The 14,452-nt window shown below is 38.8% G+C and carries 11 protein-coding genes and 1 tRNA gene; 10 read left to right on the top strand and 2 right to left on the bottom strand.

Features of this window, described 5'->3' with window-relative positions:
• Positions 1 to 57: 57 nt before the first annotated feature.
• The 6 genes from GD597_RS08290 to GD597_RS08265 all read left to right on the top strand — a co-directional run bounded on the left by GD597_RS08290 (position 58) and on the right by GD597_RS08265 (position 7,018).
• Positions 58 to 1,977 (top strand): efflux RND transporter permease subunit, encoded by a 1,920-nt coding sequence (locus tag GD597_RS08290; protein WP_171607365.1) that lies wholly within the window; start codon positions 58 to 60, stop codon positions 1,975 to 1,977.
• A 16-nt stretch (positions 1,978 to 1,993) separates the two neighbouring features.
• The gene (locus tag GD597_RS08285) at positions 1,994 to 3,325 is read left to right on the top strand and encodes a TolC family protein (RefSeq protein WP_235954224.1); all 1,332 of its coding nucleotides are present in this window, start codon (positions 1,994 to 1,996) and stop codon (positions 3,323 to 3,325) included.
• A gap of 7 nt (positions 3,326 to 3,332) precedes the next feature.
• Positions 3,333 to 4,595: an efflux RND transporter periplasmic adaptor subunit gene (locus GD597_RS08280; RefSeq protein ID WP_216368541.1), complete on the top strand. Its 1,263-nt coding sequence runs from the start codon at positions 3,333 to 3,335 to the stop codon at positions 4,593 to 4,595.
• Positions 4,596 to 4,759: 164 nt separating this feature from the next.
• Positions 4,760 to 5,917 carry an efflux RND transporter periplasmic adaptor subunit gene (locus GD597_RS08275; RefSeq protein WP_317170298.1) on the top strand — a complete coding sequence of 386 codons (1,158 nt, stop codon included), beginning with the start codon at positions 4,760 to 4,762 and terminating at the stop codon, positions 5,915 to 5,917.
• A 251-nt stretch (positions 5,918 to 6,168) separates the two neighbouring features.
• Positions 6,169 to 6,735, top strand: a complete 567-nt coding sequence (frr, locus tag GD597_RS08270; protein WP_171607363.1) for a ribosome recycling factor — start codon at positions 6,169 to 6,171, stop codon at positions 6,733 to 6,735.
• A 10-nt stretch (positions 6,736 to 6,745) separates the two neighbouring features.
• Positions 6,746 to 7,018, top strand: a complete 273-nt coding sequence (locus GD597_RS08265; RefSeq protein ID WP_171607362.1) for a DUF4834 family protein — start codon at positions 6,746 to 6,748, stop codon at positions 7,016 to 7,018.
• Between the two features lie 44 nt (positions 7,019 to 7,062).
• Here the strand turns inward: GD597_RS08265 and GD597_RS08260 are convergent, their stop codons facing one another.
• Positions 7,063 to 7,677 carry an HAD family hydrolase gene (locus GD597_RS08260; RefSeq protein WP_171607361.1) on the bottom strand — a complete coding sequence of 205 codons (615 nt, stop codon included), beginning with the start codon at positions 7,675 to 7,677 and terminating at the stop codon, positions 7,063 to 7,065.
• 94 nt (positions 7,678 to 7,771) lie between these two features.
• Between GD597_RS08260 and GD597_RS08255 the strand changes: the two genes are divergently transcribed.
• Positions 7,772 to 7,845, top strand: a tRNA-Ile gene (locus GD597_RS08255).
• A gap of 438 nt (positions 7,846 to 8,283) precedes the next feature.
• Entirely contained in the window at positions 8,284 to 9,468 is a 1,185-nt protein-coding gene (locus tag GD597_RS08250; RefSeq protein ID WP_171607360.1) for a PAS domain-containing sensor histidine kinase, read from the top strand.
• Between the two features lie 113 nt (positions 9,469 to 9,581).
• Here GD597_RS08250 and GD597_RS08245 read toward each other — a convergent pair whose 3' ends face one another.
• On the bottom strand, positions 9,582 to 10,787 hold the full coding sequence (locus GD597_RS08245) for a serine hydrolase domain-containing protein (protein ID WP_171607359.1): 1,206 nt from the start codon (positions 10,785 to 10,787) through the stop codon (positions 9,582 to 9,584).
• Between the two features lie 298 nt (positions 10,788 to 11,085).
• Here GD597_RS08245 and GD597_RS08240 point away from each other — a divergent pair, with 298 nt between their 5' ends.
• Both GD597_RS08240 and GD597_RS08235 read left to right on the top strand, forming a co-directional pair.
• Positions 11,086 to 12,753, top strand: a complete 1,668-nt coding sequence (locus GD597_RS08240) for a M1 family metallopeptidase (RefSeq protein ID WP_171607358.1) — start codon at positions 11,086 to 11,088, stop codon at positions 12,751 to 12,753.
• Positions 12,753 to 14,396: a M1 family metallopeptidase gene (locus tag GD597_RS08235; RefSeq protein ID WP_171607357.1), complete on the top strand. Its 1,644-nt coding sequence runs from the start codon at positions 12,753 to 12,755 to the stop codon at positions 14,394 to 14,396. Before GD597_RS08240 ends, GD597_RS08235 begins: the two co-directional genes overlap by 1 nt.
• Positions 14,397 to 14,452: the final 56 nt, after the last annotated feature.

Genomic DNA, 14,452 nt, shown 5'->3' with positions numbered 1-14,452 from the left:
AGTGCGACGCAAGGATGATGAGCCCTATTACAAATGCCCGTAACACAACTATTTATTATGAAATGGAAAAAACCATATTATAAAATTCCTAACGATATCAGATTATCCATCATTGAAAAATCATGCAAGCAGGTATCGCGTGGCGTATTTTTTTCAACGGTAATCATTATTACTTCTTTTTTGCCGGTGTTTTTATTAACAGGGCAGGAAGGAAAATTATTTGGTCCGCTGGCCTACACCAAAACATTTATTATGGTGGTAGATGCTATTTTGGTGGTAACGCTGGCACCGGTGTTATTATCGTTTTTTATGCGCGGCCGGTTTAGGCCCGAAGCTGCCAATCCGGTGAATCGAGTATTGGAAAAACTATACGAGCCCGTAATTAGAGCTTGTATTAAATGGCGTAAAACCACTATTGCTATAAATATTATTGCGTTGTTGGTATCTGTTCCCTTGCTAATGAGTTTGGGTAAGGAATTTATGCCGCCATTAGACGAAGGATCTTTGCTTTTTATGCCTGTTACACTGCCCGATGTGTCGAACAGCGAAGTAAAAAGAATTTTACAGGTACAGGATAAAATAATAAAATCTGTACCCGAAGTGGAAAATGTATTAGGCAAAGCTGGGCGGGCCAATACCGCTACCGACAATTCGCCCATCAGTATGATAGAAACCATTGTGCTGTTAAAACCCAAGGATCAATGGCGGCCCGGCAAAACAAAAGACAGTATTATAAACGAACTAAATGCAAAGCTGCAAATACCCGGTGTTACCAATGGGTGGACGCAGCCCATTATTAACCGCATCAACATGCTCTCTACCGGCATACGTACCGATGTGGGTGTAAAAGTATATGGACAAAACCTGGATTCTATTTATGCTTTTTCGCAACAGGTTAAAAACGCATTGGAAGGTATTGATGGCGTAAAAGATATGTATGTAGAACCCATTACCGGCGGCAAGTACATTGATATTATTATTAACCGCGAAGAAATTGCCCGCTATGGGTTAAGTATTGATGATGTAAATATTATTGTTGAAAGTGCATTGGGTGGTATGAAGCTTACTACTACCATCGAGGGCCGTCAACGCTTCTCTGTAAATGCACGTTTTGGCCAGGATTTTAGGAATAACCTGGAAGCCCTAAAACGCCTGCAGGTTCAAACCATGAATTTTGGTCCCATACCATTGCAGGCCGTGGCCGATATAAAAATATCCGAAGGCCCACCCATGATCAACTCAGAAAATGCCATGCTGCGGGGCACGGTTTTATTCAATGTACGTGAACGCGATATGGGCAGTACCGTGCAGGAAGCACAGAAACGCCTCAATAATATGATTGCAAAATTACCCAAAGGCTATTTTTTAGAATGGAGTGGCCAATATGAAAGCCTGATGCGTGGCGAGCAAACACTTAAATTCATATTGCCTGTGGTGTTAATCATCATTTTTCTATGTATGTATTTTGCGTTTGGCTCTGTACGTGAAGCCATCTTAAGTTTGGTTACCATACCCTTTGCTTTAATAGGTGGCGCTTACATGATTTATTTCTGGCATGTAAACTTATCTATTGCCGTGGCAGTAGGCTTTATTGCGCTGTTTGGATTGGCAGTAGAAACAGGTATTGTAATGGTCATTTATTTAAACGATGCCATGCAGCAACTGGTTGCCAAAAAAGGCAATAGCCGCGAAACCATTACCAATGCCGATCTACGGGAGTACGTAATTCATGGCGCAGCAAAAAGGTTAAGGCCAAAAATAATGACGGTTTGCGTATCTCTTTTTGCGCTGGTGCCCATACTCTGGAGCAGTGGCGTAGGCAGCGATGTTATGAAACCCATTGTACTGCCCATGGTAGGTGGCGTACTTACTTCGGCCACACATATCCTGCTGGTAACACCACTTATTTTCTTACTTACCAAAGAATACGAATTAAGAAAACACGGTAAAATTGATGTGCTAGATGCAAAGCATTAACAACAAAAAGCAATGTATGAACCCGGCAATAACAAATAAAACAAAGGTTCCTTGCGTCGCACACTTCGGCGGCAACAAGGCTATTCAGCATTCAACAGCCGTAGCTTTACTGGCGGTGGTAATAATGGTATGCCAGCCGCTATTATCTGTACAGGCGCAAACCGTGCAACTCTCTGCCATACTGGATAGTATACAACAGCAAAACCCATCCCTAAAAATGTACGATGCAGATATACGTTCTATGGACGAAGCCGCCAAAGGTGCCCGCAGCTGGATGCCCCCCGAACTGGGAACCGGTTTATGGATGGTGCCCTACAATCCACAACTATGGAAAAAAATGGATGGTGCTACCGGCATGGGTCAATACATGATATCGGCCCAGCAAATGTTGCCCAACAAAAAAAAGCAGGATGCGCAGGCCGGTTATATGGAAGCATTGAGCACCGTAGCCACAGAAAAAAAGAATGCTTCCCTTAATGATTTGCAGGCTGCAGCCAAGCTAAATTATTACCAATGGCTCATCATAAAAAAGAAACAAGTCATACTACAGCAAAACAAGCAACTGCTGCAACTAATGATACAAAATGCAGAATTGCGGTACAAAAACGGGCTCGAAAAATTGAGCGCTTACTATAAAGCAACCGCAGCATTAGGTAATATAGAAAACATGCAAATAATGCTGGACAATGAAGTGGTACAAAAACGCATTACACTCAACACATTAATGAACCGCGACCGCATGTACAACTTTGAAATAGATACCCTATTTACGATAAAAGATTTCAACAGTTATAGCTTCGACAGCACCACCTTTATTGCCGCCAGAAGCGATATAAAAGCAGTGGATAAAGATATACAGCTAACCTACCTGCAGCAACAGGCAGAAAGCGCTAAACTAAAGCCAGACTTTGGTGTACGCTACGAACATATGTTTGGCTTTGGCGGACTGCCTATGCAATACACATTAATGGCCATGGTAAAATTGCCTATGGCAAAATGGTCCTCAAAAATGAATAAGGCCAATATAGAAAGCCTTAAATGGAAAGCAGCATCGCTAAACCAGGAAAAACAATCCATGGTAAACCAAATGAGTGGTATGGCTACCGGCATGCGGGCCGAATTTGAGTCAAAGAAAAAACAGGTGCTACTGTACCAGCGCAATATTATTCCTGCCCTTCAAAAGAATTTTCAAACCATGCAACTGGCCTACCAGCAAAACACCGAAGAATTATTTATGCTGTACGATGCCTGGGAAACATTAAATATGACGCAGCTCGATTACCTGGACCAACAACTGCAGTTGCTGGTAATGCAGGTGCAATTAGACCAACTACTCGAAATTAAATAAACAGAACATGAAGATATTTTATCATAAAAAAATAATTGTGCTTTGGGGGTTGGTATTGGTCAGCTTCTTACCATCCTGCACCTCTCATCAGCAATCCGAAGTCAGCAGTACGGTTGCAGATTCGGCCGAATATTCCTGCCCCATGCATCCGCAAATTATCCGCAGGCAACCCGGCGATTGCCCCATTTGTGGTATGACACTCGTGAAACAAAATGATACCCATGCAGCAGCGCTAAAGGATGTGCAGTTAGAAAATCTGCTAAAACCCACCAACCAATTTGTGGTATCAGATATTCCGGTAATCAGCGTTTCGCAAAAATCTGCCGATATACCTGTAAAAGCCCTCGGTACTATTGCTTATAATACTTCGGCTGCCGGCACTATTTCCGCAAGGGTAACTGGGCGTATTGAGAAATTGTATATCCTTTATAAATTTCAACTGGTGCAAAAGGGCCAAAAAATTATGGAAATCTATAGCCCGGAATTGCTTACCGCTCAGCAAAACCTGTTATTCCTGTTGCAACACGATGCAGAAAATACCACTCTTGTTAATGCTGCCAAACAAAAACTGTTATGGCTTGGTATGAGTACAGAACAAATGCAGCAAGTTATGCAAACCCGCAAAATAGCTTATACGGTTACAGTCTACAGCAACTATACCGGTCATATACACGAAGCCGGTAACGAAAATATGGCGGCTCCGGTTTCTGTTGTTATGAAGGATGTTACCCTAAGAACAAAAGAACTCTCCATTAAAGCAGGCATGTATGTTGAAAAGGGACAAACCATTTTTACCGTTTTTAATCCGGATAAAGCCTGGGTATTGCTCAATATTTATGCAAGCGATTTAAGTCTGGTAAAAAAAGGCGCCAGCGCTACCATTACACCAGAAACGGCACCCGATAAGGCTTTTAAAAGCACTATCAATTTTATAGAGCCATTTTATAGAAACAATAGTAAAACACTTACTGCCCGAATTGATTTTAATAATACTACCAGGCATATTCCCATTGGCAGCCAGGTAAATGCGGTAATAGCTGCGCATATCGCCAATGCATACTGGTTGCCGGTAAATGCAGTAGTATCGCTGGGGGTAGACAAAATTGTATTCATCAAAGAAGATGGCGGTTTTAGGGCACGTAAAATTGTAACCGGCGTTACTACTAATAACGAAATACAAATTATTGCTGGTTTAACCTCAACCAATCAGGTAGCCACCAACGCACAATACCTGATGGATAGCGAAAGCTTTATTAAACTTAAAAACTAAGTGTTATGATGAAATTGTATAATTATGAGCCCAACAATTTGGCAACAATTAAGCTTCCCTTGCGTCGCACGCTTGTACGCTTAGCTCTTTATTCGGCAATATGCATAGCCGCTTTACTTTTGGTAGCTGCATGCAATAACAACGGAAAAAAGCCAGCAGCAACAGTGCTAACCTCAGATGTATATTATACCTGTTCTATGCATCCGCAGGTAATGCAGGATAAGCCTGGTAATTGCCCCATCTGCAGTATGCAATTGATTGAAGCCCGCAAAAGCAACATGCAAAAGCCCGGCGAAATTGAGTTAAGTGATGCACAGGTACAATTGGGTAATATACAAACCGATACTATACAAAGTGGTAGCATTGGTAACAGGCAGGTACTTACCGCAACCCTAAATTTCAATGAAGAAGCAATAACCAATATAAGTGCCCGTGTGGCAGGCAGGGTAGACAGGCTCTATTTTAAAAATACCGGCGATTATATTCGCAAGGGGGATAAGTTGTACGACATCTACAGCGAAGACCTAAACAATGCCAAACAGGAATACCTGCTGGCGTTGGAAAAACAAAATTCCCTGAGTACTTCACTAATCGATTTTGCGCAGGTAATAGAAAGTGCCAAAAGCAAATTATTATTATGGGGCCTCAACGAAAATCAGATAAACGAAATAGCAACAACACATACAGCATCATCACTTACCAGTTTTTATAGTAACCAGGAAGGTTATATAACTGCCTTAAATTTGAGGGAAGGTGATTATGTTATGGATGGTGGCAGCATAGTTACCATCGCCAATTTATCAACCATTTGGGTAGAAGCACAAGTGTATACTTCGCAATATGCTGCTATTGGTAATGGCAATATGGTAACCGTACAAATACCCGATTTAAATAATATCACATTAAGGGGCCGTATTGCTTTTATAAACCCCGAGATCAATCCCGATACCAGAATAAACCTGGTGCGGGTGGTATTGCCTAATACCGATAACCTGCTAAGACCCGGTATGCCGGCTTATGTGTATGTGGAAAATAAACAACGCAAAGGCATTAGTCTGCCTGTAGATGCAGTAATAAGAAATGAAAATGCAAGTTCGGTATGGATAAAAACAGGGCATAACAGTTTTGTAAACAAAATGGTGCAAACAGGCATTGAAACTGAAAATAGCATTGAGATTTTATCAGGCATTAAGGAAGGAGATGCGGTGGTGGTTACAGGGGCTTATTTGGTAAATAGCGAATATATTTTTAAAAGGGGTGCCAACCCTATGGCAGGTATGCATATGGATAGACCTATACATCAACCGGTTTTGATGCCATAAAAGAGGAACCTACAATGGAGGTATTTGCGGTACGAAGCAGCAAATACGAAAAAGGCAACGATGCCATATATTACCATTGTCTGTAACAAAATACCGCTATAGTTTAACGCAATTAAGAACAGTGCATGCAATATCTTGTAGCGCTTACATGGCATGGCAGGCTCATATAGCCAAGGATTTATTAAAATATTTCTTTGCTTGTTGCCATTGCATTGGGTATTTATTAGTTTTGCACCTGAAAATTTAACTATATGCCATCAGAAGAACTGGAAATGATTATGGATGAAACAGAATCGCAAATGAAAAAAGCGATTGACCATCTGGAAGTGGAGCTAACTAAAATCAGGGCCGGCAAAGCAAACCCTGGTATGGTAGATGGCATATTTGTTGACTATTATGGATCGCCCACACCAATTAGCCAGGTAGCAAATATTAACGTATTGGATGCCCGTACATTAAGCATACAACCCTGGGAAAAAAACATGGTGCAACCAATTGAAAGAGCCATTTTACAGGCCAATATTGGTATTACTCCGCAAAACGATGGGGTGCAGATTAGGCTGTTTTTGCCCCCATTAACTGAGGAAAGAAGAAGGGAACTATTTAAAAAAGCCAGCGGAGAAGGCGAACAATCTAAAATCGCTATCCGCAACCTGCGCCGCGATGGTATTGAATACGTAAAGAAATTGCAAAAAGAAGGGCTTAGCGAGGATATTGTAAAAGACTCAGAGAAAAGTATACAGGAAATGACAGACCGCTTTATTGCCCTTGTTGAAAAACACCTGGCCGCCAAAGAAAAAGATATGATGGCCATATAAAGCTAACACCATGATAGATGTAATTGCCACGATATTAATTTTATACCTGTTATATAAACTGGTTTTTGATTTTATTGTTCCGGTAGGTAAAACTGCCTCTCAATTTAAAAGCCAGGTAAGCCAAATGCAACGTATGCAGGAAGAGCAACTGCGTAAAAAACGGGAAGCAGCCGCCAAAGCAGCAGCTCCACCGCCGCAGGCAGCCCCCAAAGCAAATACGGCTACTGTAAAAAACAGTACAACTACAGATGGTGAGTATATAGATTTTGAAGAAATTAAATAAAAAAGGTGGGTAATTATTACCCACCTTTTTTATTTGGTGATGGTTTACAGGTCAAGATCCAGCACTGTTTTTGGGTGAAACAGATGAATGGTTTGTAAACCCGCTTGCTGTGCCCCTTCTATATTTTTAATGGTATCGTCAATAAAAACCGTTTCTGCGGCCAGTAATTGCTGTTCTTCCAATATTTTTAAATAACTCTCCGGGTAAGGTTTTCTTAATCCCAGTTCGTGCGAATAATAGGCCTTAATAAAATACCCGTTAAAATTAGTATCACCCGTTTGCTGTGCATATAAATCCATAAAAGCATCGTAGTGTATTTTATTGGTATTCGAAAACAGGTATACTTTGTATTTTTTGCGAATAGCATCCAGCCATTGCAGCCTATCCAGTGGAAAATCAAGCAATAAGGCATTCCAGGCAAATGCTATTTGCTCATTACTCAGGTTAGTACCCGATTCTTTTCTAAACAAATCATAGAATTCTTCAGGACTTATTTTACCGGTTTCCAGGTGTTCAAATAAATCGGTAATGGTATGTTGGGTAATATATTTATTAAAATCAGAAATACCCAGTGCGGCAAAAGCGGCTTCGGTTTTGCTAAAATTGATGTTCATAAAAATGCCACCAAGGTCGAAAATGATATTTTTTATTTGTTGCATGCCACAAATCTAAACAGGGTTTTTTTGATTCTTCTTGGAAAGTTGGTGTTTTTTTCTATTTTTGCGCCCTTGAATTTTGGTAATACTAAAATTCGGGCCTATAGCTCAGTTGGTTAGAGCACCTGACTCATAATCAGGGGGTCCCTGGTTCAAACCCAGGTGGGCCCACTTTACATTAAGCACTTACAAGTATTATTTGTAGGTGCTTTTTTTTGCATAAATACCAATACAGTGGTATAATTATGCAGCCCATTTTAAAAGGCAAATGCAATATTTTGGGCCCGGCAAACAGTTCAATAGTCAGCTTTACTTGCGTCGCACACTTGTACTTATGTCTTTGGCGCAGCTAATAATGTTTAATTATTTTTGTATAAAGTTGTTTATATCTAAACAAAAAACACCCAACTTTTAATCCCTAACTACTTATTAGTTTATAAGATTATCATTTTTATGATATATAAACACCACATTTATCAGCGTTTAACTCGATCTATTTTTCTTTTAACCTATTAATAACCCTAATTAGCATAAATTATTTTTTACCTGTACATTTATATCGTCTTTTGCAGTATATAGGCCAGTTTCCTTTAATTTGAAACCAATCAAATGTCTACTGATTATACTATACTTAGGGAAAGAATTATTGCATTGGAAGCCGAGAATGCAGCAATGAAACTGCAACAAATAGAAATTACACAGGCAAAAGAATTATACCTCAAAATATTTGAAGAATTCCCCGCATTAATATGGCGTGCCCGGCTGGATAAATTATGCGACTATTTTAATAAAACCTGGCTCGAATTTACCGGTAGAACCATGGAACAGGAATTTGGTAATGGTTGGGCCGAAGGCGTGCACCCCGATGATTTTGATGCCTGTTTGCATACTTATTCCAATGCATTTGATAATCGTGAGGCATTTGTAATGGAATACCGCATGAAAAACAAATTTGGGGATTATAGATGGATAAGAGATTTTGGCCGCCCCTTTTATGATGTAGATAATTCCTTTATTGGCTATATAGGTTCGTGCTATGATATTACCGAAATTAAAGACAATGAATTAGCCCTAAAAGAACTAAACAATACAAAAGATAAATTCTTATCTATTATAGCACACGACCTGAAAAATCCGTTTAACAATATGCTTGGCTTTGCAAAATTGTTAAACGAAAACTATACAAAATATAGCGCCAGAGAATTGGAGGCAATTACCAGTCAGTTGTATTCTTCTGCCAAACAAACCTATAGCTTACTGGAGAATTTATTAGATTGGGCAAGAACACAATCCAATACCATACCCTTTAATCCCGAGCCATTAGATTTTGAAACTATTTACCCCGAAATACTGGAAACTGTAGCTTTAAGTGCGGCCGCAAAGCAAATAGAAATTAACTGCCATAATCAGGAGGTAAAAACTATTTATGCCGATAGCAATATGTTTGCTACCATATTAAGAAACCTTATTTCCAATGCCATAAAATTTACCCATCAAAATGGCAGCATACATATTTATGTAACAAAAACAGAGGCAAATATTGTATTCCATATTGCTGATGATGGTGTTGGCATGGATCAGGAGCATATTGATAATTTATTTAACCCCGGTGAAAAAAAATCTACCAAAGGCACAAAGGGAGAAAAGGGCACCGGTTTGGGATTAATTCTTTGCAAAGAATTTATTGAAAAACATGGTGGCAAAATTTGGGTAAACAGTACCAAAGAAAAAGGTAGCGATTTTTATTTTTCGCTACCTGCCAGTAATATCACTGATTCGGTTTATATCATTTAGGTAAGGCTATATTTTTATATGCCACTATTTGTGCCATATAGTTTGCTGCCATTTTGATGCAGCACAAGAGTGCGACGCAAGTAAAGCTTCATAGTAATCCTAGGCTAGGAAAATCATTTGCTTTTATCTTCAACTGCATTCACCAATCGCCTGATAGCTTCACCCGGCCTTAACGACGGCTTACCGTCAATAATGTTCCAACCGGTGAACACAGCTACAATATTATATTCTGGAATAATGATGGGAAATTGTCCCCCAAAACCTGAACCATGCCACGCATATTTTGTACTGTCTGTGCTGTAATAATTTAACCACCACTTATATCCATATTGAGTTTTACCTCCAACTTTCACATAAGGGTGTACTGATGCCTTCACCCAATCTTTTGACACTATCTGGGTGCCGTTCCAGTTGCCTTCGCGCAAAAAAAGATAGGAGATCTTTGCCAGGTCGGCAATGTTCAAATACAAACCACCCTCAGTATCTGGCAAACCCATTGGTATTCGTTTCCAGAAATAGTTGGTAATACCAAGTGGTGCAAAAAGATTTGCAGCAGCATATTCTTCCATATCTTTTCCTGTTGCCTTCCTGAAAATATAAGACAGCAGTTCCGTGGCGCCACTATTGTAATTAAATGTTTTACCGGGATCAATGGCCATTGGCCTGTCAATAACATATTGTACCCAGTCAAAACTCGCTTCCATGATATTACAATCATTTCGGGGATCGTTGTAATCAGTTTCTTCATTCCAGTCTATGCCGCTTGTCATGGTAAGCAGGTGTTCTATGGTCATTTTTCTTTTTCGGTCATCAATATTTTTTACCTGGCTGGTATCAAAAAAATTAAGTACCGGTGTTGATAGATCAGGAAATTCATTTCTTGAAACAGCAATGCCAATCAAAACTGATGTAACTGTTTTGGAAACCGATTGTAAACTGTGTAAATTATCACGGCGATAAAACGGGTGCCACCATGGGTTGAAATAATTGTACTGTCCACCTGCATCATAAGCATTTATTGCACTCTTTTTATTTACACTGTCGCCAAAAATTTTATCGTAATCATGTTTGTAATCTTTCCTGTAAATAAGTTTGCCGTTTCTGGTAACCAGCATACCATCTACATTCCCATATTTTCCATTTGCAATATCATTGTCAAAAGCACGCAGCGAATCTGCATTCATTAATTGCGATTGTGGTGTGGCAACAGTCCATTCTTTTATTGGCCATATGGTCTGTGCGTTTACGTAATCATTTGCAGTTAATAAAAACAAGATTGCAAAAATTAATTTGCCTGTTTGCATAAATTTTATTTTCATAAAGATATTGTTTTTATTGAGTGCATATTTGGGTACCCGGCATTTGTATTTCATGGCATCGCCGCTTGCGTCGCACACTTGTGCTTTCGGATATTTTGTTATGCTTTTATTAGGTCATCCCGCCAACGGCGGCGTTACTGTATGTGGCAAATTAGGGCAAAAAATAATTGATTGTCATGTAGTTAATATCTACTTATAAAGAAGCAAATTAAAGAATCTCTCCAAACATAAAGCTTTGAATGAAAGTGTGCAAAGAAGGAATTATATTTATTCTTCATTATATTAAATGCCTGATCAAATGAAAATAAAATTCAGAAGCAATAACCACAGCTTGTATCTGCTACAACTATTTGTGTCTATCGCCTTTTCATTTCAATGCTTTGTTGCCCACAGTCAGGATAAAAGCAATATTAACAACAGAGATTTAAGCTACCTCACCTCCGGAGGTAAGCTGTTACCCTTGCAGGCAATAATTGATATAAGGCATTATACAATTGCTTTAGAGGTAGATATTCAAAAGCAATCTATTAATGGGTCTGTTGAGGTAAGCTTGAACCTCTCAAAAAAAACAGATACTATACTACTTAATTTAGCTCACTTATATACGGTTACCAAAATTACCATTAACAAGAAACTTGCTTCATTCGAGCAACATGATGATAAAATATTTATTACATCTGCAGCAGGTTTTGATATTGGGAATCATAAGGTAAATATCGAATACAACGGAATACCTCCAGTTGCCATAAACCCCCCATGGGATGGCGGATTTACCTGGACCAAAGATTCAAATGGGAATGATTGGGTATCATTAAACATTCAGGCGGAGGGTGGAGAAATGTATTTTCCATGCAAAGACCATCCAGGTGATGAACCCAATGAAGGAGCCGATTTGAAGATAACCGTCCCTTCAAATTTAGTGGTAGCCGGGCCTGGTTTATTAATGAGTGTAACCACCAAAAAAAACAAGTCCACCTACTTTTGGAAAACAAATTATACTATCAGCAACTATTGTATCGTCTTTAATATAGGTAAATACAAAGTAGCAAAAGATGTGTATACTACTATTGAAGGTAACAAAGTGCCCATCGAATATTATGTTCTAGAGGTAGATACCGCCCATGCAAAAAAAGTAATAGAAACAAAGATCAGGGACACGAAAATATTAGAAAAATATTTTGGGGAATACCCCTGGGTTAAGGAAAAAATTGGAATTGCAGAAGTACCCAATTCAGGTATGGAGCATCAAACAATGATTACGTTTGATAATAAATTTATTTATAAACAAGTGGGTGGTTCAGAATATTCAGCAAACTTGTTTCATGAATATGCACACGAATGGTGGGCAAATAAGGTTACCAATAAAGACTGGGCACATATGTGGATACAAGAAGGAATTGCCACTTACGCGGAAGCTTTGGCTATTTTGGAATTAGGAGGAGAATCAGCTTATAACGAAATAATAGATGGCCATAGAAGGGGTGTGAAAAATAGAAAGGCGATAGTATTAGGCGATGAAGTAACTGAAGAAGAGGTTTATTCTGGTGGTGATATTTATGGTAAAGGGTCTTTTTTTATGCATAGTTTACGTTATGTTATTGGTGATGATATCTTTTTTCCCACTTTAAAAAAACTGGCAACAGATCCTAAGTACACCTATGATAATTTTGTTACAACCGATGATGTAGAAAAATTATTCAGTAATGCCTCCGGTAAAAACCTGAAACCATTTTTCGACTTTTATTTAAGAACTACCGATGTAATGGAAGTGAACATAAAGGAACTTGGCTTTCATAAATACCAAATCAAGATCAATAATTTCTTTATGCCTTTGCCATTCAACATTACTGCAAATGATCAAACAAGCAGAGTAATCATTCCTCTCGAAGGCATTACGGTAAATAGCGTATTGCCACCGCAAGTGGATGCTAAAGGGTTTTATTTGAAAAAAGTAACCTTACAATAATGAGCAATATTAAATCCAATTTTTTAGCGGCTGTACTACTATTATTGCCGGTGTTTGTTTGGGCAGACAATTACCCTGTCAATAAAAATATTGACATAAAACATTATTCATTTGAGATAAGTTTATCTGATACTGCAGATGTGATTTATGGTAATGCACAAATCACTGTATTGTTTAAGAAGGCAGGGATGCAGCATTTTCGATTAGATCTTATAAACGCAACTGCAGAGAGGCAAGGTAAAGGAATGGTGATTGATGCGATAAAAGTGGCCAATATGCCCGTTACCTATACACATCAAAATGATGAGGTAATCTTAAGCTTACCTACCCCTTCAGCTGAGAACACAGAAATAATTTTTACCATATCTTATCATGGAATTCCTTTTGATGGATTGGTAATAGGACCCACTAAGTTTGGCGTAAGAAGTTTTTTTAGTGAAAACTGGCCCAATAAAACAAGGCAATGGTTGCCAACACTGGACCATCCATCCGATAAAGCCACCTCAGAATTTATTGTAAAAGCACCATCTCATTATAAGGTTATTTCCAATGGATTATTATTAGAAGAATCAGACTTAGGCAACAATACCAGGTTAACCCATTGGAAACAATCGGTACCTGTATCCTGTTGGTTGTTTGTGTTGGGCGTTGCAGATTTTGCTGTTAAATATGTAGATCAATTTAATGGCAAATCAATTCAGTCCTGGGTATATCCGCAAAACAGGGAAGCAGGTTTTTACGATTTTGACGAACCCACCAAAAAAGTATTGGAATTTTTCAGTAGTTATATTGGTCCCTTTGCTTATGAAAAACTGGCCAATATACAATCGGTAAATTCAGGTGGAGGTATGGAAACTTCCTCTGCTATTTTTTATAGTGAAAAATTAATTAATGGTAAGCGAGACGAACGAACAAGGGATGTAGTCATTCACGAAATTGCGCATCAATGGTTTGGTAATGCCGTTACTGAAACCACCTGGGATGATGCCTGGCTTAGTGAGGGTTTTGCCACTTTTTTCACCCTGTTGTTTATTGAAAACGAATACGGAAAGGAAGCTTATACAAATGGTATTAGTAAAGCCAAAAAATCTGTATTCGACATGGCAGTAAAAATGCCCGACTTTAGTATTGTAAGTCCAAGGTCTGCCGAAAAAGAGCCCGTTACCAGCGGCATTACCTATCAAAAAGGGGCATGGGTATTACATATGCTCAGGAATCTGGTGGGCGATGCAAATTTTCAAAAAGGTATCCGATCATATTATGCAAAGTTCTATAATGCCAATGCCACCACAGATGATTTTAGAATTGCCATGGAAAAAGCGTCTGGTAAAGATTTAAAAATATTTTTTAAGCAATGGTTGTATCAACCAATTAATCCAATCATTAATTGCACCTGGCAATACGATGCCGCAAATAAAAAAATAACCATACAATTAGAACAAACTCAACAGGGAGACATTGTATTTAACCTTCCTGTTGAAATTGGTTTTTATAAGTTGGGCAGCGCCACTCCCACCATTTTAAAAATGAATCTTACTAAAAAGCAACAGGTGCAAACCTTCACTGTTTCCGGTGCACCAGATAAACTGGAATTGGATCCGAATAATATTTTACTCAGTACCAACACCATTTCAAAAAAATAATAAGAAATCAATTTTCAATACTGCAAAGAAGAAAAGGGCCAATACATTTTTGAATC

Origin of the sequence: Limnovirga soli, assembly GCF_013106755.1 — a bacterium.
Classification (GTDB): domain Bacteria; phylum Bacteroidota; class Bacteroidia; order Chitinophagales; family Chitinophagaceae; genus Limnovirga; species Limnovirga soli.
Note: the sequence above shows the minus strand (reverse complement) of the source record. Positions and strands in the feature narration are given on the sequence as shown.

Excerpts from the sequence above, each read along its gene's own strand:
- GD597_RS08290 (WP_171607365.1), top strand. The coding sequence starts at position 58 with ATGAAATGGAAAAAACCATATTATAAAATTCCTAACGATATCAGATTA.
- GD597_RS08285 (WP_235954224.1), top strand. The coding sequence starts at position 1,994 with ATGAACCCGGCAATAACAAATAAAACAAAGGTTCCTTGCGTCGCACAC.
- GD597_RS08280 (WP_216368541.1), top strand. The coding sequence starts at position 3,333 with ATGAAGATATTTTATCATAAAAAAATAATTGTGCTTTGGGGGTTGGTA.
- frr (WP_171607363.1), top strand. The coding sequence starts at position 6,169 with ATGCCATCAGAAGAACTGGAAATGATTATGGATGAAACAGAATCGCAA.
- GD597_RS08265 (WP_171607362.1), top strand. The coding sequence starts at position 6,746 with ATGATAGATGTAATTGCCACGATATTAATTTTATACCTGTTATATAAA.
- GD597_RS08260 (WP_171607361.1), bottom strand. The coding sequence starts at position 7,677 with ATGCAACAAATAAAAAATATCATTTTCGACCTTGGTGGCATTTTTATG.
- GD597_RS08250 (WP_171607360.1), top strand. The coding sequence starts at position 8,284 with ATGTCTACTGATTATACTATACTTAGGGAAAGAATTATTGCATTGGAA.
- GD597_RS08245 (WP_171607359.1), bottom strand. The coding sequence starts at position 10,787 with ATGAAAATAAAATTTATGCAAACAGGCAAATTAATTTTTGCAATCTTG.
- GD597_RS08240 (WP_171607358.1), top strand. The coding sequence starts at position 11,086 with ATGAAAATAAAATTCAGAAGCAATAACCACAGCTTGTATCTGCTACAA.
- GD597_RS08235 (WP_171607357.1), top strand. The coding sequence starts at position 12,753 with ATGAGCAATATTAAATCCAATTTTTTAGCGGCTGTACTACTATTATTG.